The following is a 22,988-nucleotide window of genomic DNA, read 5'->3' on the forward strand; positions in this document are numbered from 1 at the left end:
TGAACAAATATGTCCATTTGCCACTTTCGCCAAGCCGGTAAATCGCCCTACGCCGTGCTAAGAAAATTCTCAGTCAGCATGGGTCAGGACTCCACCATCGCCATCGCCTCTTCGACATCCACCGCGACCAAACGCGAACAGCCCGGCTCGTGCATCGTCACCCCCATCAACTGATCGGCCATTTCCATGGCGATCTTGTTGTGGGTGATATAGATGAACTGCACGGTCTGGGACATCTCTTTGACCAGTCGCGCATAGCGTCCCACGTTCGCGTCATCCAACGGGGCATCCACTTCGTCGAGCATGCAAAACGGCGCCGGGTTCAACTTGAAGATGGCAAATACCAGGGCCAATGCAGTCAGGGCTTTCTCGCCGCCGGACAACAAATGGATGGTGCTGTTCTTCTTGCCCGGAGGCCGCGCCATGATCGTTACCCCTGTATCGAGTAGATCTTCGCCCGTCAGTTCCAAGTAGGCGCTGCCTCCACCGAAAACTTTTGGGAATAACGCCTGTAAACCGCCATTAATCTGATCAAAGGTATCTTTGAAGCGGTTGCGGGTTTCCTTGTCGATCTTGCGGATCACATTTTCCAGGGTGTCCAGCGCTTCGACCAGGTCGGCGTCCTGGGCATCCAGATAACGTTTGCGCTCGGACTGCTGCTGGTACTCGTCAATCGCGGCGAGGTTGATCGCGCCCAGGCGCTGGATACGCGCGGCAATCCGCTCAAGTTCTTCTTCGGCGTCTTTCTCATTGGCCTGGGCGGTCAGCGTGTTGAGCACGCCGTGCAAGTCGTAGCCGTCTTCGAGCAGTTGGTCTTGCAGGGTTTTGCGGCGCACGGTCAGGGCTTGCCATTCCATGCGCTGTTGTTCCAGCTGGCTGCGAATCAATTGGGATTGCTGCTCGGCCTGGGTCCGGCGTTTTTCCGCATCGCGCAGTTCGCGGTCGGCATCTTCCAGGGCGATTTGTGCAGTCTTGAGCTCTTCGTCGACGGTCATGCGCTTGTCGAGCAACTCTTCAAGCTTCAGGCGCAGTTCTTCCAGCGGCGCTTCGCCCTCCTCCAGGTTGAGGCTCAGTTGCTCGCGCTTTTCGGTGAGGCGCTCGGACTGCATCTCCAGGCGCTCAAGGGCCTGGGCGGTGGACGCGTGCTGGGCGCGCAGCGAGCCGAGGCGCACCGCCAGTTGATGCGCGTGGTCCTTGTGCTGGCGCGCTTCCTGGCGCACACGGTCGAGGCGTTCGCGCAGACTGTCGCGCTGGGCCAGCAGCAATTCGCGCTGCTCGGTGTCCAGCGCCATGCTGTCGAGGGCTTCCTGCAAGTGCAGGCGTGCTTCGCCGATCTGTTCGTGCTCCAGGGCGCGCTGCTCACCCATCTCAGCCACTTCTTCGTCGAGGCGGGTGCGGCGCAGGGTCAGTTGCTCGGCCTTGGCCTTGCTGGCCGACAGTTGTGCTTTCAATTCGCCCTGCTGGCGCGCTTCGTCCTGCAACAGGCGGCGCAGGTGTTCGCGCCCGGTCTCTTGCTGGCGCTGGGTGGCGCGCAGGGTTTGCAATTCGGTTTCCAGGCTGTGCAGGGTGGCTTCGCGCTCTTCACGCTCGGCGGTCAGGTTGACGATTTCCTGGCCTCGGGCCAATACGCCGCTCTCTGCCTCGCTGGCGCGACGCACCCGCAGAAAGTGCCGGCCCACCCAATAACCGTCGCGGCTGATCAAGCTTTCGCCGGCGGCCAGTTGACCGCGCCCGGCCAGGGCCTGCTCCAGGGAGTCCACCGGCTTGACCTGGCCCAACCACGGCGACAGGTCAATCGCGGCCTCGACCTTGTCCAGCAGGCTACCCGGCATCCGCGTGCCGTCGGCGGCGGGGCTGAGCAAACGCAGATCACCCTGGGCAAACCCGGCCAGGTCGAAGCCGCCAAAATCATCCACCAGCACCGCTTGCAGGTCGGCGCCCAGCACGGTTTCCACCGCCAGTTCCCAGCCGGCGTCCACCTTCAAACCTTCGGCCAGGCGCGGGCGCTCGGCCAAGTGTTGGTCGCGCAGCCATTCGGCGGTGCCGGTGCCAGGGTCCAGGGCGGCTTGCTGCAAGGCCTCAAGCGACGCCAGCCGGCCATTGAGGCGCTGCAAATCGCCCTGGGCCTGCTGTTGCGCCTGGGTCGCCTGTTGCAGTTGTTGACGCAATTGCTCCAGGCGCTCCACTTGCTGTTCTTCGCTGGCCTCCAGCTCTTCGAGGGTCATTTCGCTTTCGGCCAGTTGCTCGCTCAGCGCCATGATCGCCGCGTCTTCCGGGTCGGCGGCGAGCAATACGCGCTCTTCCTGCAAGCGACGCTGGCGCTCGGCCAGGCGCTCCATGCTGGTTTCCAGTTGCTGGATGCGCGACTGCTGCACCTCGGCCTGGCGACGCGGCTCGGCCGATTGCAGGTTGAAGGCGTCCCACTGCTCCTGCCAGCCGTGCATGGTGGTTTCGGCTTCTTCCAGGGCAGCGGCAGCCTCTTCGGCGGCGGCGCTGGTGACTTCCTGCTCGGGGGTGAGCAGGTCCAGCTCTTCGCCGAGGGTCAGCAGCAAGGTGCGGTCATGGCCCAGGTGAGATTCAGTCTCCAGGCGCGCGCGTTCGGCCTCCTTGAGATCGTCCTGTAACTGGCGCAGACGCTGCTGACCGTGCTGGATGCTCTGCTCCACGCGAGCAATATCGCCGCCCACCGAATAGAAGCGGCCCTGCACCAGATTGAAGCGCTCGGACAGGTCATGGTGGCCATCACGCAGGCGTTCGATGCTGGCGTCGGCATTGCGCTGCTCGGCCACCAGCGCTTCGAAGCTGATTTCCTGGGTGCCGATGATCGCTTCGCGCTGGCCCACTTGATCGTTCAAGGCCTGCCAGCGCAGGGCCGACAGTTGCGCCTTGAGCTGGCGTTCTTCGCCCTTGTATTCCTGGTATTTCTCGGCCGCCTGGGCCTGGCGATGCAGGCGCTCCAACTGGCGCTCCAACTCTTCGCGCAGGTCGGTCAGGCGAGCGAGGTTTTCGTGGGTACGGCGGATGCGGTTTTCGGTCTCGCGGCGGCGCTCCTTGTACTTGGAGATGCCGGCCGCTTCTTCGATAAAGTTACGCAAGTCTTCGGGCTTGGCTTCGATCAGCTTGGAGATCATGCCCTGCTCGATGATCGAGTAGCTGCGTGGCCCAAGCCCCGTGCCGAGGAAGATATCGGTGATGTCGCGTCGCCGGCACTTGGTGCCGTTGAGGAAGTAGCTGTTCTGGCTGTCGCGCGTGACTTTGCGGCGGATGGAGATTTCCGCGTAGGCCGCGTATTCGCCGATCAGAGTGCCGTCGGAGTTGTCGAACACCAGTTCGATACTGGCCTGGCTTACCGGTTTGCGGCTGGTGGAGCCGTTGAAGATGACGTCGGTCATCGACTCGCCGCGCAGGTTTTTCGCCGAGCTCTCGCCCATCACCCAACGTACGGCATCGATGATGTTCGACTTGCCGCAACCATTGGGCCCGACCACCGCCGCCATGTTACTGGGGAAGTTCACCGTGGTCGGGTCGACGAAGGATTTGAACCCCGCCAACTTGATGCACTTGAGCCGCACGCTTAGGCGTCCGCCAACGCTGCGATAACCAAGGAACTGCTGCGCTGGCAGTAGGCCGACAACACCAGGCGGATCTGCGGCAGGTCGCGGGCCAGCACGGCGGCGAGCAGTTGCTCGAACAACGCCAGGTACTCGCTCATGGACGCTTTGCGCTGATCCAGGGCCAGGTAATAAGCGCGGTTCATCGCCGGTTGCAGGTTCTCGACGGTTTCCTGCAGATACGGGTTGTTGGCGAAGGGGTACGCGGCGCGCATCACGTTGAAGCACTCTTCGACAAAGGCGCGGATGTCCTGGCGCTCGAAATTGCTTACCAGGCGCTGCTGGATCTGCACGAACGGCGCCATGTCGGCCTGAGTCTGCCAGCCCAGGGCAACCGCATTGCCGAGCAGGATATACAGCTCACTCATCAGCGTGCACAGGCTCTGCACCTTGTGCGCGGTGAGCTCGGTGACGTGCGCGCCCCGGCGCGGCAGGATCGCGATGAGGTGGCGCCGCTCGAGGATCAGCAAGGCTTCGCGCACGGAACCACGGCTGACATTGAGCGCCAGCGTGACTTTCTGTTCCTGGATCCGTTCCCCAGGCTTGAGATCGCCGCGAATGATGCGTTCGGCGAGGTGGTGAGCGATTTGCTCGGCGAGACTGTCCGGCGCCTTGAACGTCATGTTTTCCCTTCAAAATCTTCTATCGGTACAAGCGCGGCAGTGTAGCGCATTGGCCCGCTGATGGCGCTACGCCCACGGGGGCGAATTTGGCATGAAATAAGCAGACGTGAACCGCCACACACCGCCAAAAACAACGGTTGCAGAAGACTGAACCATAATTGAACAGGTTGTGATCGCAATTTCTTGACCCTTAGGTCAGAAAACCATTGACCGAAAAGTCAGACATGACTAGATTCGGCGCAAAGCGGTTAACAACAATAATGAGTCTGCGAGGCCTTCCGTGATCCAGTTTTTACTCAACCAGGAACTCCGTAGCGAGCACGCCCTGGACCCCAACCTGACCGTGCTCAACTATTTGCGTGAGCATGTGGGCAAGCCCGGCACCAAGGAAGGCTGCGCCAGCGGCGATTGCGGCGCGTGCACCGTGGTGGTCGGCGAGTTGCATACCGACGATCAAGGCGCCGAGCGGATCCGTTATCGCAGCCTCAATTCGTGCCTGACCTTTGTCTCGTCCCTGCACGGCAAGCAGCTGATCAGCGTCGAAGACCTCAAGCACCAGGGCCAACTGCATAGCGTGCAGCAGGCCATGGTCGAGTGCCACGGCTCACAGTGCGGCTTTTGCACACCGGGTTTTGTGATGTCGTTGTTTGCCCTGCAAAAGAACAGCGACACCCCCGACAGTGCCAAGGCCCACGAAGCCCTGGCCGGCAACCTGTGTCGCTGCACCGGTTACCGGCCGATCCTCGCCGCCGCCGAACAAGCTTGCTGCAACAAGCCGCAGGACCAGTTCGACAGCCGCCAGGCCGAGACCATTGCCCGCCTCAAGGCCATCGCCCCCACGCAAACCGGCGAACTCAACAGCGGCGACAAACGCTGCCTGGTGCCGCTCACCGTGGCCGACCTAGCCGATCTCTATGACGCCTACCCGCAAGCGCGCTTGCTGGCCGGCGGTACCGACCTGGCGCTGGAAGTCACGCAGTTTCACCGCGTGCTGCCGGTGATGATCTACGTGGGCAATATCGAAGAGATGAAACGCATCGAGTCGTTCGACGACCGCCTGGAAATCGGCGCCGCCACACCGCTGTCCGATTGCTACGGCGCGCTGCACCACGAATACCCGGACTTCGGCGATTTGCTGCACCGCTTCGCCTCCCTGCAAATCCGCAACCAGGGCACCCTGGGCGGCAATATCGGCAACGCCTCGCCGATAGGTGACTCGCCGCCGCTGTTGATCGCCCTGGGCGCGCAGATCGTGCTGTGCAAGGGTGAAGCCCGACGTACGCTGGCGCTGGAAGACTACTTTATCGACTACCGCGTCACCGCCCGCCAGGACAGCGAATTTATCGAAAAAATCATCGTGCCCAAGGGCCATGCTCTGTTCCGTGCCTACAAGGTCTCCAAGCGTCTGGACGATGATATTTCAGCGGTGTGCGCGGCCTTCAACCTTAAGCTCGACAACGGCGTGGTCAGCGATGCACGCGTGGCGTTCGGCGGCATGGCGGCCACGCCAAAACGCGCCAAGCACTGCGAAAGCGTACTGATCGGCGCCACCTGGAACGCCGCCACCGTGGAAAAAGCCTGCGCCGCCCTGGCCGAGGATTTCACCCCGCTGTCGGACTTTCGCGCCAGCAAGGAATACCGCCTGCTCAGCGCCCAGAACCTGCTGCGCAAATACTTCATCGAACTGCAAACGCCGCACATCGAGACTCGGGTGACCGCTTATGTCTAACCATCACGCCGTGGAAAAAACCCAGGCCGAACTCGCCCAATTGTTCGCCCAGGACCTGACCACCGGGGTAGGTCGCAGCGTCAAGCATGACAGCGCCGCCAAGCACGTCAGCGGTGAAGCGCAGTACATTGATGACCGCCTGGAATTCCCCAACCAATTGCACCTGTATGCGCGCATGTCCGACCGCGCCCACGCGAAAATCCTCAGTATCGACACCGCGCCGTGCTACGCCTTCGACGGCGTGCGCATCGTCATCACCCACGAAGACGTACCGGGCCTCAAAGACATCGGCCCGCTGCTGCCCGGCGACCCGCTGCTGGCCATCGACACGGTGCAGTTCGTCGGCCAGGTGGTGCTGGCGGTGGCCGCCCGCGACCTGGACACCGCACGCAAGGCCGCGATGGCCGCCGTGATCGAATATGAAGACCTGGCGCCGGTGCTGGATGTGGTCGAGGCCTATCGCAACAAGCACTTCGTGCTCGACAGCCACACCCACCAACGCGGTGATTCGGCGGGCGCACTGGCCACCGCGAAACACCGTATCCAGGGCACGCTGCATATCGGCGGCCAGGAACACTTCTACCTGGAAACCCAGATCTCTTCGGTAATGCCTACCGAAGACGGCGGCATGATCGTCTACTGCTCCACGCAAAACCCCACCGAAGTGCAAAAGCTGGTGGCCGAAGTACTCGACGTGTCGATGAACAAGATCGTCGTCGACATGCGCCGCATGGGCGGTGGTTTTGGCGGCAAGGAAACCCAAGCGGCCAGCCCGGCATGCCTGTGCGCGGTGGTCGCGCGCCTGACCGGCCAACCGACCAAAATGCGCCTGCCACGCGTGGAAGACATGCTGATGACCGGCAAGCGCCATCCCTTCTACATCGAATACGACGTGGGTTTTGACGACAACGGGCGCCTGCACGGCATCAACCTGGAGTTGGCGGGCAACTGCGGATGCTCGCCGGACCTGTCCAACTCGATTGTCGACCGGGCCATGTTCCACGCCGATAATGCGTATTACCTGGGCGACGCCACCGTCAACGGCCACCGCTGCAAGACCAACACCGCGTCCAACACCGCCTACCGTGGCTTCGGTGGCCCGCAAGGCATGGTCGCCATCGAGGAAGTGATGGACGCCATCGCCCGGCATCTGGCGCTGGACCCGCTGGCAGTGCGCAAGGCCAACTACTACGGCAAGACCGAGCGTAACGTCACCCACTACTACCAGACCGTCGAGCACAACATGCTCGAAGAAATGACCGCCGAGCTTGAGGCCAGCAGCCAGTACGCCGAGCGCCGCGAAGCGGTTCGCCTGTACAACGCGCACAGCCCGATCCTCAAGAAAGGCCTGGCGCTGACCCCGGTGAAATTCGGGATCTCGTTCACCGCCAGCTTCCTCAACCAGGCCGGCGCGCTGATCCATATCTACACTGACGGCAGCATCCACCTGAACCACGGCGGCACCGAAATGGGCCAGGGCCTGAATACCAAGGTCGCCCAGGTGGTGGCCGAGGTGTTCCAGGTCGACATCGACCGCGTGCAGATCACCGCCACCAACACCGACAAGGTTCCCAACACCTCGCCGACCGCCGCCTCCAGCGGTGCAGACCTGAACGGCAAGGCCGCGCAGAACGCCGCCGAAACCATCAAGCAGCGCCTGGTGGAATTTGCCGCGCGCAAGTACGACGTGAGCGAAGCCGACGTGCAATTCCATAACGGGCATGTGCGCGTGCGCGAGCAAATCCTGACCTTCGAGACGTTGATCCAGCAGGCGTATTTCGCCCAGGTGTCGCTGTCGAGCACCGGTTTCTACAAGACCCCGAAAATCTTCTACGACCGCAGCCAGTCCCGTGGGCGTCCGTTCTATTACTACGCCTTTGGCGCGGCCTGCTGCGAAGTGATCGTCGACACCCTGACCGGTGAATACAAAATGCTGCGCACCGATATCCTCCACGACGTCGGCGCCTCGTTGAACCCGGCCATCGACATCGGCCAGGTGGAAGGCGGCTTCATCCAGGGCATGGGCTGGCTGACCATGGAAGAGTTGGTGTGGAACGACAAGGGCAAGCTGATGACGAATGGCCCCGCCAGCTACAAGATCCCGGCCGTGGCCGACATGCCGCTGGACCTGCGCGTGAAGCTGGTGGAAAACCGCAAGAACCCGGAAGACACAGTGTTCCATTCCAAGGCTGTGGGCGAACCGCCGTTCATGCTCGGGATTGCGTCGTGGTGCGCGATCAAGGATGCCGTGGCGAGCCTGGCTGACTATCGCCAGCAGCCCAAGATCGATGCGCCGGCGACGCCGGAGCGGGTGTTGTGGGGGTGCGAGCAGATGCGGCGGTTGTGCCTGTAGAGACTGAAACCGAATCGGCTTCGCTTTAGGACCGAGGCGCTGCCCCCGATAGCGGCCTGGCAGACACCACAAGAGGTGACTATGAACAACTGGATCAGCGCCCTCGCCGACCTGCAACACCGTGGCGAACCCTGCGTACTCGTGACCATCATCGAAGAACTCGGCTCCACGCCGCGCAACGCCGGCTCCAAGATGGTGATCAGCGCCACGCAGACCTTCGACACCATCGGCGGCGGGCACCTGGAATACAAAGCCATGCAGCTCGCCCGCGATATGCTCGCGCACGGCCGGCAGACCACCCATCTGGAGCGCTTCAGCCTCGGCGCCAGCCTGGGCCAATGCTGCGGCGGCGCGACCGTGCTGCTGTTCGAACCCATGGGCCGGGTGCAGGCGCAGATCGCGGTGTTTGGCGCCGGCCATGTCGGCCGTGCGCTGGTGCCTTTGCTGGCAAGCCTGCCGTGCCGAGTGCGCTGGATCGACTCACGCGAGCAGGAGTTTCCGGAAAATATTCCTCCGGGCGTACGTAAAATCGTTAGCGACGAGCCGGTGGACGAAATTGCCGACTTGCCCATGGGCAGTTACTGCATCGTCATGACGCACAATCACGCGCTGGACCTGGAACTCACCGCCGCCCTGCTCAAACGCAATGACTTTGCCTACTTCGGCCTGATCGGTTCGAAGACCAAACGTGTGAAGTTCGAACACCGCCTGCGTGATCGAGGCTTCGACGCCGCGCAATTGCAACGCATGCGCTGCCCCATGGGCCTCACCGAGGTGAAGGGCAAATTGCCGGTGGAGATTGCCATCTCCATCGCCGGGGAAATCATCGCCACCTACAACGCCCATTTCGGCCAGCACACCGCGAACGCCGAACCCATTGCCAAACTGCTGCCGGCTTCGCGTCGCAGCCAAGCTATCAATTGAGAACAGCATGCCTTTGACTCGCAAAGCCTACCGCGCCGCCATCCTGCACAGCCTCGCCGACCCCGCCGAAGTGGGCATCGAAGCGTCCTACGAATATTTCGAAGACGGCCTGCTGGTAATCGATAACGGCCAGATCAGCGCCATCGGCCACGCCAGCGACCTGCTGCCGACCCTGCCGGCCGATATCGACATCACCCATTACCAGGACGCACTGATCACCCCAGGCCTGATCGACACCCATATCCACCTGCCGCAAACCGGCATGGTCGGCGCCTATGGCGAACAGTTGCTGGATTGGCTCAACACCTACACGTTCCCGTGTGAAAGCCAGTTCGCCGACAAGGCCCATGCCGAAGAAGTGGCGGACATTTTTATCAAGGAACTGCTGCGCAACGGCACCACCACCGCGCTGGTATTCGGCAGCGTGCACCCGCAATCGGTGAGTGCATTTTTTGAAGCGGCCGAGAAGCTCGACCTGCGCATGATCGCCGGCAAGGTGATGATGGACCGCAACGCGCCGGACTACCTCACCGACACCGCCGAATCCGGCTACCAGCAAAGCAAGGCACTGATCGAGCGCTGGCACGGCAAGGGCCGCCTGCACTATGCGGTCACGCCGCGGTTCGCGCCGACCAGCACGCCGGAACAATTGGCATTGGCCGGGCAACTGCTGGGGGAATACCCGGATCTGTACATGCAGACCCATATCAGTGAGAACAAACAGGAAGTCGAATGGGTGAAAGCGTTGTTCCCCGAGCGCAGCGGCTATCTGGATGTGTATGACCACTACAACCTGCTGGGCGAGCGTTCGGTGTTTGCCCACGGCGTACACCTGTGCGATGACGAATGCGCGCGGCTGGCGGAGACCGGCTCGGCGGTGGCGTTCTGCCCGACGTCGAACTTCTTCCTCGGCAGTGGCTTGTTCAACCTGCCGATGGCAGAGAAACACAAATTGAATGTCGGCCTGGGCACGGACGTGGGCGGCGGCACCAGCTTTTCGCTGCTGCAAACTCTCAACGAAGCCTACAAGGTCATGCAGTTGCAGGGCGCGCGCTTGAGCCCGTTCAAATCGCTGTACCTGGCGACGCTGGGCGGCGCGCGGGCGCTGCGCCTGGAAGACAAGATCGGCACCTTGCAGCCGGGCACCGATGCGGATTTTCTGGTGCTGGATTATAACGCCACGCCGCTGCTGAGCTATCGCCTGAAGCAGGCCAACAACATCGCCGAGACGTTGTTTGTACTCATGACGCTGGGGGATGATCGGACGGTGTTGCAGACCTATGCCGCCGGCCAACTCGTGCATCAACGCTAGTTTCAGCCACAACACAAAACAAATGTGGGAGGGGCTTGCTCCCGATAGCAGGGTGTCAGTCACTGAATGAGGTGACTGATACAGCACTATCGGGAGCAAGCCCTCTCCCACATTTCTGATCGGGTTTACAACTTTATAGAAGAGCGCCCCGGCTTCTTGGTCTGCAACAAATGCGAAAACACCGCATGCAAATCATCCGACGCGCTCTCTTCATCGAGGTTGAGCTTGCTGTCGATGTGATCCATGTGATGCATCATCAGGTTCACCGCCAGCGCCGCGTCGCGGGCTTCGATCGCATCGATCAATTGGGTGTGCTCATCGTAGGAACAGTGCGAGCGGTTGCCGCTTTCGTACTGGGCGATGATTAACGATGTCTGGGACACCAGGCTGCGCTGGAAGCTGATCAGCGGGGCGTTCTTGGCCGCCTCGGCCAGCTTGAGGTGGAACTCGCCGGAGAGGCGGATACCCGCACCACGGTCCCCACGGGAGAAACTGTCGCGTTCGTCATTAACCATCTGGCGCAACTCGGCCAACTGCTCGGCCGTGGCGTGTTGCACCGCCAATTCAGTGATCGCCCGCTCCACCAGCCGCCGCGCGAGGAACACCTGGCGCGCTTCTTCGACACTGGGGCTGGCAACCACCGCACCGCGATTGGGCCGCAGCAGCACCACGCCCTCATGGGCCAGGCGCGACAGGGCGCGGCGAATAATGGTGCGGCTCACGCCGAAGATTTCGCCCAGTGCCTCTTCGCTCAATTTGGTTCCGGGCGCCAGGCGTTGTTCGAGGATGGCCTCGAAGATATGTGCGTAGACGATATCGTCCTGGGTTCCGCTGCGTCCGGCCTTGCCGGCTCGCGGTTGTTTCTTGAGAGGTTGCAACTGTTCGTTCATGGGCACTCGGGTAGGGAGAACGGCGGCGAATTAACGGTAATACGGCAACTTTAGGGTAATACGGCAACAACGGGTCGCTGGCAAGTATCACCTAAAAACGTGGCACATTGTACACAACCCAATGCGCCAACACACTGTACGGCTGTTTGCGGCCTCGGCTGTATTGCAAGGGGCGGTCATGTTTGAGTTTAGGCTTGAATCTGTAATTTCTCCGGTAAAAGGAACACCTCACCATGACCGACGCCGCTCAAGCGCCCTTGCGCCCGCTGGCCGACACGTCCCCCTCGGCCATCGTCGCAGGCTTTATCGCCATGATGACCGGCTACACCAGCTCTCTGGTGCTGATGTTCCAGGCCGGCCAGGCCGCCGGCTTGACCACGGCGCAGATTTCGTCGTGGATCTGGGCGATTTCCATCGGTATGGCGGTGTGCAGCATCGGCCTGTCCCTGCGTTATCGCACGCCCATTACCATCGCCTGGTCCACGCCGGGTGCCGCGCTATTGATCACCAGCCTGGGCGGCGTGACTTATGGCGAAGCCATCGGTGCCTACATCACCTGTGCGGTGCTGGTAACCATCTGCGGGCTGACCGGCAGCTTTGAAAAACTGGTCAAGCGCATTCCGGCGTCGCTGGCGGCGGCCTTGCTCGCCGGCATTCTGTTCAAGATCGGCAGCGAGATTTTCGTCGCCGCGCAACATCGCACCGGCCTGGTGCTGGGGATGTTTTTCACTTACTTGATCATCAAGCGCCTGTCGCCGCGTTATGCGGTGCTGGCCGCGCTGGTGATCGGCACTGCACTGTCGGGTCTGATGGGGTTGCTGGATTTCAGCGGCTTTCACCTGGAAGTGGCAACGCCGGTATGGACCACGCCGCATTTTTCAGTGGCGGCGACCATCAGCATCGGCATTCCGCTGTTCGTGGTGGCGATGACCTCACAGAACATGCCGGGCGTCGCCGTGCTGCGGGCCGATGGCTACAACGTGCCGGCCTCGCCGCTGATCACCGCCACAGGCCTGGCCTCGTTGGTGCTGGCACCGTTCGGCTCCCATGGCATCAACCTGGCGGCCATCAGCGCGGCTATCTGCACCGGGCCCCATGCCCATGAAGACCGTAACAAGCGCTATACGGCAGCCGTGTGGTGCGGTGTGTTCTACGGGATTGCCGGGGTGTTCGGCGCGACGTTGGCGGCACTGTTCGCCGCGTTGCCCAAGGAACTGGTGCTGTCCATTGCGGCCTTGGCGTTGTTTGGCTCGATCATCAATGGCCTGAGCATCGCCATGAACGAGCCGAAGGAACGGGAAGCGGCGCTGATCACCTTTATGGTCACCGCGTCAGGCTTGACGTTGTTTTCCATCGGGTCGGCGTTCTGGGGAATTGTCGCGGGGGTGTTGACACTGCTGATTCTGAACTGGCGCAAGGCATAAAAAAACGGCGACCCTCAGGTCGCCGTTTTTTTCAGTATCACTTGGCCGCGTTGATCGGCTTTTCCGGATACCACACGTCCAGCAGCGGGCTGACTTCAGCCTTGGTCAGCTCGGAACGGGTTTTCAGCCAGGCTTCGACAGCAGCGCGCTGCTCTTCGGATACCGAGCCACGCTTCTGCAGGCAAACCAGACCGTAGTCATCGCCGCCGACGTAGCCCAGGCCATTGGCTTCCATGGCTTCTTTGATGAATGCTTCGAGGAAAGCGTCGATAGCTTCTTCACTCAGGCCTTCGTTGAAGTCCAGGTTCAGTTCGAAACCCAGCTCTTGAAATTCATCAACGCACAGTTTTTTGCGCAGACGCTGGGAACGGTTAGTCGCCATTGGAACAATCCTCTTAAGTAATAACGGGCGGCACTTTAGCAGTTTAAGGCGGCGATTGCCCGACTCTCTGGGACAGGCGGTGCGATGCGGGCAAAAAAACGCCGATTTCCAGCTATGGTTCAGCTACAAGTGCGCCTACCTTGGGGCATAATGCCGACACTTTCATGACCATTGAGGGATTTTCATCCATACCCCTCGCCTTTTTTCACCCTCCTCAGCAGTAGGGTTTTATTCTTTATGATCAAATCGTTGCGTTCCCCCTCGTTGCGTTCAGTTCTGTTTGCCGGTTTTCTTCTGCCACTGGCCTTCTGCGCCAAGGCCGCCCCAGTCAATAACACCCTGCCACCCAACGTTGCGCAGGCCCTTCAGAAGGCCAAGCTGCAAAATACCGCGCTGTCCCTGGTGATGATCCCCCTCAACGGGCCAGGCACCCCCACCGTCTTCAATGCCGACGTCTCGGTGAACCCCGCGTCCACCATGAAGTTGGTCACCACCTACGCGGCCCTGGAAATGCTCGGGCCCAACCATCAGTGGAAAACCGAGTTCTACACCGACGGCACCCTCAGCGGTGGCGTGTTGCAGGGCAACCTGTACCTCAAGGGCGGCGGCGATCCCAAGCTGAACATGGAAAAGCTCTGGCTGCTGATGCGCGACCTGCGCGCCAACGGCGTGCAGCAAGTCACCGGCGACCTGGTGCTGGACCGCGGCTTCTTTATCCAGCCGCAGTTGCCCGAGTTCAACGACGATGGCAATGACGAGAACAAACCGTTTCTGGTCAAGCCCGACGCGTTGCTGGTTAACCTCAAGGCCTTGCGCTTCGTGACCCGCAATGACTCCGGGCGCGTGATCGTGTCGGTCGAGCCGCCGATCGCCAGTATTCGCATCGACAATCAGGTCAAGGTTTCCAACGCCAAGCAATGCACCGGTGACGTGCGCTACAACCCGGTCACCGCCGCCGATGGCAGCGTAACGGTCACCGTCAGCGGCCAGTTGGCCGACGGCTGCAGTTCGCAGACCTACCTGTCACTGTTGGACCACGCCACCTACACCGCCGGCGCCGTGCGTGCGATCTGGAAGGAACTGGGCGGCAGCATCCAGGGCCGTGATATCCAGGCACCGGTCCCCAAGGATGCCAAGGTGCTGGCCCGTGCATTCTCGCCGGACCTGGCGGAAATCATCCGCGACATCAACAAATACAGTAACAACACCATGGCCCAGCAACTGTTCCTGAGCCTCGGCGCGCAGTTTCGCAACGATGCCGATGGTGACGATGCCAAGGCCGCGCAACGCGTGGTGCGCCAGTGGCTGGCGAAGAAAGGCATCACCGCGCCGCACCTGGTGATGGAGAACGGCTCCGGCCTGTCCCGTGCCGAACGGGTCAGCGCCCGCGAGATGGCCGCCATGCTGCAAGCCGCCTGGAAAAGTCCCTATGCCGCGGAATACATCAGCTCGATGCCGATTGCCGGCACTGACGGCACCATGCGCAAACGCCTGAAGACCACCGCCATGCGCGGCGAAGCCCACGTCAAGACCGGCACCTTGAACACCGTGCGCGCCATCGCCGGGTTCAGCCGTGATAACAACGGCAACACCTGGGCAGTGGTAGCGATTCTGAATGATCCGAAGCCATGGGGCGCTTCGTCGGTGTTGGATCAGGTGCTGCTGGACCTGTATCGCCAGCCTAAACTGGCGGCCGCGGCTCCCGTACTCTGACAGACACCGCACACCTGTTGCCCTGCGTCGGCCATCAGACCCGCAAGAGTTCGGTTTCCACCCGGTCCCTGCCCGTCTGCTTGGCCAAGTAAACCGCCGAGTCCGCGCGCAGCAACAAGCCATCGATGCCTTCGTCGACCCGCCAACTGGCCACACCAAAGCTGGCGGTGACGATACCCACCGGGGCCATCGGCTCGTTGCGCAGCGACTGCCACAGATCCATTGCCAGGTTATAGGCCTGCTCACCGTCAGTGTTGGGGCACAGCACCATGAACTCCTCGCCCCCCAAGCGGCAGAACACGTCGGTGCGCCGCAGGCGCTGGCTGATGCGTTTGCATAACTCCTGCAACACGCCATCGCCGACGGCATGCCCATGCTTGTCGTTGATCCGTTTGAAATGATCGATGTCCAGCATGATCACCGACAGCGCCCCGCAAGTCCGGTTGACCCGAACCATCTCGGCCTTCAGACGATCCTGGAAATAACGACGGTTATGAATACCGGTGAGAGAGTCGGTAATGGACAGCGCCCGCAGCTCTTCTTCCACCCGTTTGAGATCGGAAATGTCCGACACATAGCCGTGCCATAACGTACCGCCACCGGGTAACTCTTCGGGGGTAGCCTCGCCACGAATCCAGCGCAGGCCGCGTTGCGGCAGCATCACCCGGTACTCTTCGCGCCAGTGACTCAACTGCAACGCCGACAGCCGTATCGAGTCGCGCACACGTTCCACATCCAGCGGATGGATACGTTCGAAGGCCTTCTTCGCGTCCTGCTGCAACACCCCCGTTTCGATTTCATAAATGTCGCGCATGCCATCACTGGCATAGATAAAGCGCCAGTTCTCCTGGGGTTCCAGGGTGAACTGGAAAATCCCGCCGGGCACGTGGGCGCTGAGTTTCTTCAACAGGCGGTCGCGCGCCGCCAAGGCCTCGTAGGCGCGCTTCTGCTCGGTAACATCCAGGTAGATCGCCAAGTGCCCGATCCACAAACCATGATCATCGAGTAACACCGTGGCGAGCATGTTCACCGTCAACTGGCTGCCATCGCGGCGCACCAAGGTCCATTCGTGGGCTTCATGCAGGTTGTCGGTATTTTCTCCCAGCATCGCCTGGCTGGCGGGAATGCGCTTGCCCAGGGTCACGCTCAGGCTGGCGGAGCGCGTTTCCAGCTCTTGCGGCAGGTGCAGGCTCTCCAGGGTCAACTTGCCCACCACCTGCTCGGCCGTGAACCCGAGCATCTGTTCGGCACCGGCATTGAACGTATTGATGACGCCCCGCAGGTCAGTGGCGATGATCGCGACCTGGGTGGCGGCATTCAGCACACTGCGCAATTGGCCGTGGGCGTCGCGCAATTCCTGCTCGCGCAGGCGCAACTGTACGGTGCGTTGCTCCACCAGTTTCAAGGCGCGCTGGCGCTGGCTGACCAGCACATAGAGCAAGGCGCTGAGCAATAGGCTGAGCAACCCACCCATGGTCAGGATGGCGGTCAGCGAAGAATGGTTGGACTGGTCGAACACCCGGCTCGGGCGCAGGGTGAGCGCGTAAACATGGTCACCCAGGGTAAGACGGCGCGCGCCCACCAGCCCGCTGTCGCCCAACGTAGTGTCGGAGGCATACAGCACGCGGCTTTGCTGGTCGGAGGTATCGATGATCTGCATCACCAGGTTGTCCCGCTCCGGCTTGGGCAAACCGTCGGCCATCAGTTGGCGCATGCTGATGACGGCCATCACATAGCCACGAAACTCAGTCGCGGACTGCTCCGAAGCGACTGGCGCCACCAGCAATACCCCGGTGGCGTAGGCGGGCTCCACGCCCACCAATTGCATCGGTTGGGACACCGCCAACCGGCCGCTCTTTTGTGCGCGCTCAAGGGTTGAGCGCCGCAGGGGCTGGGCCAGCAGGTCAAAGCCCAGGGGCGACCCCAGCTGGCTTTGTGTCTGGATGTAGAGTACCGGCACGTACTCATCGCGCTCCGGCGCCGGGGCCAACTCACCGGCCGAGTTCAATTCACGGATCGTAAAAGGCTCACCGCGCAAGCGCGACGCTTCTTGCTCAAACTGGCTGCGCTGCTCATGAAATACCCGCGGCGCCCAGGCATAGGCACGGGCGCGCAGCAATAAAGGCTGGGCGAAACCATCGAACTCTTCGCGGGACACATCATTGGAGTTAACGAAGAACCTTCGCAGGCTGTTCAGGCGTTGTTCCTGATCATCGAAGCGTTCCTGCAAGCGGGTATACCGCTCGTTGACCAGCAACTGGAAGCGCTGGCGCACCTGTTGCTGATAGAGATCGGAGGCGGCCCAGGCCACGACGAGTGTCAGGGCACACCCTGACAGAAACACCACCAATGCCACCAGCCAAGCCGACGCCTGTTCACTGATAAAGCCTAGGATTTTCGGGCGGACAGCTTGCAACGGCATAGGCAACACTCACAACGCCAGCGTGCGGGGGTGTCACTTTGGCTAGGCCTTAGTTATAGCTACCGACCCAGGGTTTGACCAGCGCAAAAAAGCCGCAAGCGCGGAATAAACCAGGCGTGCGGCTGTTGGCTACGGCGATCAGCGAGCGGTGATTTTCCAGGCCCGGTGGATCTTGGCATTACGCGCAAAATCCGGGTCGATGGTTTTGTCGCTGATTTCCTCGACCGCATAGCGTGCGCTGAGGTTGTCCTCGAGCTGGAACTTGCGGAAGTTGTTCGAGAAGTACAGCACGCCGCCCGGTGCCAGGCGGGCCATGGCCAAGTCGAGCAACTGCACGTGGTCACGCTGCACGTCGAAGATGCCTTCCATGCGCTTGGAGTTGGAGAAGGTCGGCGGGTCGATGAAGATCATGTCGAACTCATCGCGGCTGGCCTCCAGCCACGCCATCACATCACCCTGCTCCAGACGGTTCTTGTCAGAGAAACCGTTGAGCGAGAAGTTGCGACGGGCCCAGTCCAGGTAGGTCTTGGACAGGTCGACGCTGGTGGTGCTGCGCGCGCCGCCCTTGGCCGCGTGCACACTGGCGGTGGCGGTGTAGCAATACAGGTTGAGGAAACGCCTGCCGGCCGCCTCTTTCTGAATGCGCATGCGCATCGGGCGGTGGTCCAGGAACAGGCCGGTGTCCAGGTAATCGGTGAGGTTGACCAGCAACTTCACGCCGCCTTCGCTGACCTCGGTGAACTTGCCCTGGGCGCTCTGGCGCTCGTACTGCTTGGTGCCGCTCTGGCGCTCGCGACGCTTGACCACGACGCGGCTCTTGTCGATGTTCAGTGCCTGGGGGATGGCGGCCAGGGCATCGAACATGCGCGCGGAGGCTTTTTCCGGGTCGATGGACTTGGGCGCGGCGTATTCCTGTACGTGGACCCAATCGTGGTACAGGTCGATGGCCATGGAGTATTCCGGCATATCGGCGTCGTACACACGGTAGCAGTCCACGCCTTCGCGCTTGGCCCACTTGCCCAGCAACTTAAGGTTCTTTTGCAGGCGATTGGCGAACATCTGCCCGCCTTCGCTCAAGCGCGCCTGCTCCACCACCGGGGCCGGGGCCGGCTTGATCGGGTTACCGTTCTTGTTGTACTGACGCTCTTGCGGCTCGACCGGGGCCTGATCGTAAGCGGCCTGCTCACGTTCGGCCTGGCGCTGCTCCGGGGTGCGGCGCTCGCCTGTGACGAACTGGTCCGGGTTGACGTTGATCAGCAGCAATTTGCACGGCAACGCGCCGTTCCAGAACGAGTACTGCTTGTGGCTGCGGATGCCCATGCGCTTGCCCAGGTCCGGCGCGCCGGTGAATACCGCCGCTTCCCAACCCATGCACGCCTGGCGCAGACGCTCGCCAAGGTTCTGGTAGAGGTACAACAGGCTGGCTTCGTCACCCAGGCGTTCGCCGTAGGGTGGGTTGCAGATCACCAGGCCTTTCTGGTTCTGGTCCGGGCGCGGCTCGAAGGTGCCCACTTCGCCCTGATACACCTTGATCCAGTGGCTCAGGCCGGCGCGCTCGATGTTGTTGCGCGCGGGCTGGATCAACCGCGGGTCCGCCTCGTAGCCACGTACCCACAGCGGGGTTTTGTTCATGCCGATGGCCGCGCGTTCAGTGGCCTCTGCGTGCAGTTTCTTCCACAGCGCCGGAACGTGACCCAGCCAGGTCGTAAAGCCCCACAGTTCGCGATTGAGGTTGGGCGCCATGTCGGCGGCAATCATCGCGCCTTCGACCAGGAACGTACCGACGCCGCACATCGGGTCGGTCAGCGCGCCGCCTTCAGCGGCAATACGCGGCCAGCCAGCGCGGATAAGGATCGCGGCCGCCAGGTTTTCCTTCAGCGGCGCCGCGCCTTGCTGCAAGCGATAACCGCGTTGGTGCAGGCTGTGGCCGGAGAGGTCGAGGGACAGGATGGCTTCACCACGGTCCAGGCGCAGGTGGATACGCAGGTCCGGGTTGATCTTGTCGATGGAGGGCCGTTCGCCGGTCGGGGTGCGCAATTTGTCGACGATTGCATCCTTGACCTTCAGCGCGCCGAAGTGGGTGTTGTCGATGCCCGAACCGTGACCGCTGAATTCCACCGCCAGGGTGCCGTCAGACACCATGTGATCGGCCCACTCGATATCCAGCACGCCGTGGTAGAGGTCTTCGGCGTCCTTCATCGGGAAGCGCTTGAGCACCAGCAGCACACGGTTGGCCAGGCGCGACCAGAGGCACAGGCGATAGGCGGTTTCCATGTCGGCCATGCCGCGCACGGCCGAGGTGTGCTCGCGCGCGTCCTCAAGGCCAAGCCCGACGGCTTCCTCGATCAGCAGGCCTTCGAGGCCTTTGGGGCAAGTGAGGAAGAGTTCAAAACGGTCCGACATGGGGCATTCCAGGCTTTTCAGCGATAAGTGAACGGGCGACGCATCGCCGGTTCGATTTTCAATCGAGCACTTTTCTTGAAGAGTGCTCGCGTGGCACGAATGTGCCGTTCCACCCCGTCTGCCGGGCCCTTGAGCCTTTAGTGACGGGGCAGGATGAATTTTTTAAGCAACAAAAAGAAATATTCCGACCCTTCGTCGAATAAAAACCGACTGCAACAGGAGGACATTCTCACTTAAGGACTCAACCCGTCCTCTATGCAGGCTGCATCATAGCTGGCTTTGCCACACAAATGGGGCGAAAAGCCAGCCCAGCTTATGGCTATAGCATCGTTATCGTTACGTGCTTATGACAAAACGATCATTGAATCCATGTGACCTATTGGTTAGAACTCAACACAGGTTGGCGCCGTAACGACGCCGACACTTGGCTCGCCACGCCGGCGGCGAGCCCACCAACGGCAGAAAAACTCTGCCCGGCCTCAGACGAGGCCGAAGGATATCAAGACAGTCAACAAGTGAGGGAAACACCCTATGAGAAGACTTAAGCGTGATCCGTTGGAAAGAGCTTTTTTACGCGGATATCAATATGGCGTTCATGGCAAATCCCGTGAGCTTTGCCCATTTACTCTACCGTCGGTACGCCAAGCCTGGATCAACGGCTGGCGAGAAGGACGCGGCGACAACTGGGACGGTATGACTGGCACTGCGGGAATCCACAGACTCAACGAACTTCACGCCGTCGGCTAATCAGGGCACTTAATTCCGACACACCACCTTTGAATATGTAACGACTTAACCACGCACGTCCTATCCGGGCGGCGGGCTTCGGCCCAGGGGGCTCCTTTATGGAGCCCTTTTTATGGGCGGTGGCTCAGGCTTTTTTGGGCAATGCCGCAATCGCATCCACCGACTGGCGGATCAGTTCAGGGCCCTTATAGATAAAACCGGAGTACAACTGCACCAGGCTGGCGCCCGCGGCGATCTTCTCGGCCGCATGCTTACCTTCGGTAATACCGCCTACCGCGATAATCGGCAAACGACCGGCCAGCTCGGCAGCCAGCACCTTGACGATATGGGTGCTCTTGTCCCGTACCGGCGCGCCCGACAGGCCACCGGCTTCATCGCCATGGGCCAGGCCTTCGACGCCGACCCGGCTCAGGGTAGTGTTGGTTGCAATCACCGCATCCATACCGGCATCCACCAGCGCCTGGGCTACCAGCACGGTTTCTTCATCGCTCATGTCCGGGGCAATCTTGATGGCCAGGGGCACGCGTTTGCCGTGGCGCACGGCCAGGTCTTCCTGGCGCTGGCGCAAGGCTTCGAGCAGTTGCTTGAGCGAGTCGCCAAATTGCAGGCTGCGCAGGCCCGGGGTGTTGGGCGAGCTGACGTTGACGGTGACGTAGCTGGCGTGGGCGTAGACCTTGTCCAGGCAGATCAGGTAATCATCCACCGCACGCTCGACCGGGGTGTCAACGTTCTTGCCGATGTTGATGCCCAGGATGCCTTTGTACTTGGCGGCCTGAACCCGCGACAGCAGATGATCAACGCCCAAGTTGTTGAAGCCCATGCGGTTGATGATCGCCTGCGCTTCCGGCAGGCGGAAAATACGCGGCTTGGGGTTACCCGGTTGCGGTCTCGGCGTCACGGTGCCGATCTCGACAAAGCCAAAACCCAATTGCGCGAAGCCGTCGATGGCCGAGCCATTCTTGTCCAGGCCCGCAGCCAGCCCGACCGGATTGGGAAAATCGAGCCCCATCACCGACACCGGCATTTTTGCCGGTGCCTTGCATACCAGGCCATTGAGCCCCAGGCGGCCGCCCGCGCCGATCAGGTCCAGGGACAGATCGTGGGAGGTTTCCGGGGAGAGTTTGAACAACAGCTGGCGGGCCAGGGTATACATGGGCGGGCTAGACTCGGATGGCAGCGAAAGGTGGCGCCGATTATAGCCGGGGTCACACCATGCACGCGAGGCGTGCCGGCCAAACCTTACTAACGCTGCTGCACCAGCGCCTCATAACGCGACCAGATCTTTTCTGCATAGCGCATGCGCAGTGCCTCACGCTCGGGCCCGGTGCCCGCGTTGTAGGCCCCCACCGCCGTCCAGTTGTAGCCAAACCGCTGGATGAATTCGGCCAGAATCGAAGCCGCCACCTCCACCGACAGGCAGGGCTCACGCAATAGCCGCTCCTCGGTAATGCCCGACTGGAGCAGGCGGGGCAAATGGATGCTGTTGATTTGCATCAGGCCGATATCCCGGCTGCCGTTGCGGTTGGCAGGGTTGACCGCCTCTGGCCGATTATCCGACTCCACGGCAGCGATGGCCTGCAGCAATTCCGGCTCGATATCGTAGCGACGGGCCGTTTCCTCCCAGCAAAAGGCCAGCGCCTGCTCACTGCTCATCACCGCCATAAACAGGAAGGCCCTGCGCCAGAACCTACCCATGGCTGACTCGGCCGCAGGTCGAGCACACCTGCCCAGCCGCTCTCATGCGCGTCTCGGTCTCCACTGGGCATGTAAAGCGATACCCTCTGCCATAGATCGTCTTGATAAATGTCTTGTCGGCGCCAAGGTGTTTGCGCAGCGAATAGATACAACGTGTCAGCGACTCCTCGGCAACTTCCCCCTGGGGCCACGCCTGCTCCAACAGATGATCCTTGGTCATCAGCACCCCGCCAGACCCCAACAGCAACCGCAGAACCTGCAACTCCTTGGGCGGCAGTTGAACGTCCGTGGTCCTGCCGGTCAGGCGGCCATCGCCATGCAACGTCCAATGGGCAAAGACCAGTGAAGTCGTCGGCATACGTTCATCCACGACGGCCATAGCTACCTCGGCATCCAACTAATGACATTGAAATCCTTATTTTCCATACGGGCTCCAGCGCCCACGCCACGACTATAGAAACCTGCTTCGCAAGCCACGCTAGGAAAAAGCCATAGATCCGGCGACTTCAAGAACTGCCCTGTCGGAATTTTCTTCAACCATCTGGCGCCCATTGTTGATAGACCTCGTACAGCTCAACCCCAAGTCGATCCTCCAACTGCACCAGCTCACCCAAGGCAAACAGCTGGCCGTTGACCCGCACCTCAACGCTATGGATGACCGTGGGCGCCAACGGCAACACCTTCCCAGGCGCAAAGGCGGCCAGGCGCCTGCGACTGATCAGTTGTTCCTGCAGAAGAATTTCCAGATGCATGGGTTAAC

17 protein-coding genes are annotated in these 22,988 nt (G+C 61.3%); 7 read left to right on the plus strand and 10 right to left on the minus strand.

The window, feature by feature from the left end; genetic code table 11:
- Positions 1–83 precede the first annotated feature (83 nt).
- Positions 84–3,572, minus strand: a complete 3,489-nt coding sequence (gene smc / locus AB4O25_RS11225) for a chromosome segregation protein SMC (protein ID WP_116079315.1) — start codon at positions 3,570–3,572, stop codon at positions 84–86.
- Positions 3,573–3,574: 2 nt separating this feature from the next.
- Positions 3,575–4,234 (minus strand): GntR family transcriptional regulator, encoded by a 660-nt coding sequence (locus AB4O25_RS11230; RefSeq protein ID WP_017527479.1) that lies wholly within the window; start codon positions 4,232–4,234, stop codon positions 3,575–3,577.
- Between the two features lie 280 nt (positions 4,235–4,514).
- On the opposite strand from AB4O25_RS11230, the gene xdhA reads away from it, so the two are divergent.
- The 4 genes from xdhA to guaD all read left to right on the plus strand — a co-directional run bounded on the left by xdhA (position 4,515) and on the right by guaD (position 10,552).
- Positions 4,515–5,963: a xanthine dehydrogenase small subunit gene (xdhA, locus tag AB4O25_RS11235; RefSeq protein ID WP_065878191.1), complete on the plus strand. Its 1,449-nt coding sequence runs from the start codon at positions 4,515–4,517 to the stop codon at positions 5,961–5,963.
- Positions 5,956–8,316, plus strand: coding sequence for a xanthine dehydrogenase molybdopterin binding subunit (gene xdhB / locus AB4O25_RS11240; protein WP_460150861.1), 2,361 nt, complete (start codon positions 5,956–5,958; stop codon positions 8,314–8,316). The genes xdhA and xdhB overlap by 8 nt, the downstream gene beginning before the upstream one ends.
- A gap of 81 nt (positions 8,317–8,397) precedes the next feature.
- On the plus strand, positions 8,398–9,240 hold the full coding sequence (xdhC, locus tag AB4O25_RS11245; protein ID WP_017527476.1) for a xanthine dehydrogenase accessory protein XdhC: 843 nt from the start codon (positions 8,398–8,400) through the stop codon (positions 9,238–9,240).
- A gap of 7 nt (positions 9,241–9,247) precedes the next feature.
- On the plus strand, positions 9,248–10,552 hold the full coding sequence (gene guaD, locus AB4O25_RS11250; RefSeq protein WP_068933572.1) for a guanine deaminase: 1,305 nt from the start codon (positions 9,248–9,250) through the stop codon (positions 10,550–10,552).
- 125 nt (positions 10,553–10,677) lie between these two features.
- Here the strand turns inward: guaD and AB4O25_RS11255 are convergent, their stop codons facing one another.
- On the minus strand, positions 10,678–11,442 hold the full coding sequence (locus AB4O25_RS11255; protein ID WP_015885332.1) for a GntR family transcriptional regulator: 765 nt from the start codon (positions 11,440–11,442) through the stop codon (positions 10,678–10,680).
- A 233-nt stretch (positions 11,443–11,675) separates the two neighbouring features.
- On the opposite strand from AB4O25_RS11255, the gene AB4O25_RS11260 reads away from it, so the two are divergent.
- Positions 11,676–12,866 (plus strand): benzoate/H(+) symporter BenE family transporter, encoded by a 1,191-nt coding sequence (locus AB4O25_RS11260; RefSeq protein ID WP_017527474.1) that lies wholly within the window; start codon positions 11,676–11,678, stop codon positions 12,864–12,866.
- 37 nt (positions 12,867–12,903) lie between these two features.
- On the opposite strand, the gene AB4O25_RS11265 is transcribed toward AB4O25_RS11260, so the two are convergent.
- Positions 12,904–13,248: a YggL family protein gene (locus AB4O25_RS11265; RefSeq protein WP_003193255.1), complete on the minus strand. Its 345-nt coding sequence runs from the start codon at positions 13,246–13,248 to the stop codon at positions 12,904–12,906.
- Positions 13,249–13,485: 237 nt separating this feature from the next.
- Here AB4O25_RS11265 and dacB point away from each other — a divergent pair, with 237 nt between their 5' ends.
- Complete coding sequence (gene dacB / locus AB4O25_RS11270; protein ID WP_017527473.1) at positions 13,486–14,961, plus strand: D-alanyl-D-alanine carboxypeptidase/D-alanyl-D-alanine endopeptidase; 1,476 nt, start codon at positions 13,486–13,488, stop codon at positions 14,959–14,961.
- Positions 14,962–14,995: 34 nt separating this feature from the next.
- Here the strand turns inward: dacB and AB4O25_RS11275 are convergent, their stop codons facing one another.
- Together AB4O25_RS11275 and rlmKL are read right to left on the minus strand one after the other, a co-directional pair.
- Entirely contained in the window at positions 14,996–17,383 is a 2,388-nt protein-coding gene (locus AB4O25_RS11275; RefSeq protein WP_017527472.1) for a sensor domain-containing diguanylate cyclase, read from the minus strand.
- Between the two features lie 138 nt (positions 17,384–17,521).
- Positions 17,522–19,786 (minus strand): bifunctional 23S rRNA (guanine(2069)-N(7))-methyltransferase RlmK/23S rRNA (guanine(2445)-N(2))-methyltransferase RlmL, encoded by a 2,265-nt coding sequence (rlmKL, locus tag AB4O25_RS11280; RefSeq protein ID WP_460150862.1) that lies wholly within the window; start codon positions 19,784–19,786, stop codon positions 17,522–17,524.
- A 531-nt stretch (positions 19,787–20,317) separates the two neighbouring features.
- On the opposite strand from rlmKL, the gene rmf reads away from it, so the two are divergent.
- Complete coding sequence (gene rmf, locus AB4O25_RS11285) at positions 20,318–20,533, plus strand: ribosome modulation factor (RefSeq protein WP_002553055.1); 216 nt, start codon at positions 20,318–20,320, stop codon at positions 20,531–20,533.
- 124 nt (positions 20,534–20,657) lie between these two features.
- Here rmf and AB4O25_RS11290 read toward each other — a convergent pair whose 3' ends face one another.
- The 4 genes from AB4O25_RS11290 to AB4O25_RS11305 form a co-directional block, all read right to left on the minus strand.
- Positions 20,658–21,686, minus strand: a complete 1,029-nt coding sequence (locus AB4O25_RS11290) for a quinone-dependent dihydroorotate dehydrogenase (protein WP_017527470.1) — start codon at positions 21,684–21,686, stop codon at positions 20,658–20,660.
- 89 nt (positions 21,687–21,775) lie between these two features.
- Positions 21,776–22,228, minus strand: a complete 453-nt coding sequence (locus AB4O25_RS11295; protein ID WP_116079307.1) for a transglycosylase SLT domain-containing protein — start codon at positions 22,226–22,228, stop codon at positions 21,776–21,778.
- Positions 22,221–22,607, minus strand: coding sequence for a winged helix-turn-helix domain-containing protein (locus tag AB4O25_RS11300; RefSeq protein ID WP_017527468.1), 387 nt, complete (start codon positions 22,605–22,607; stop codon positions 22,221–22,223). The genes AB4O25_RS11295 and AB4O25_RS11300 overlap by 8 nt, the downstream gene beginning before the upstream one ends.
- Before the next feature lie 154 nt (positions 22,608–22,761).
- Entirely contained in the window at positions 22,762–22,980 is a 219-nt protein-coding gene (locus AB4O25_RS11305; RefSeq protein WP_017527467.1) for a FliM/FliN family flagellar motor switch protein, read from the minus strand.
- Positions 22,981–22,988 lie beyond the last annotated feature (8 nt).

The sequence above is a fragment of the Pseudomonas sp. S3_A03 genome, from assembly GCF_054668275.1.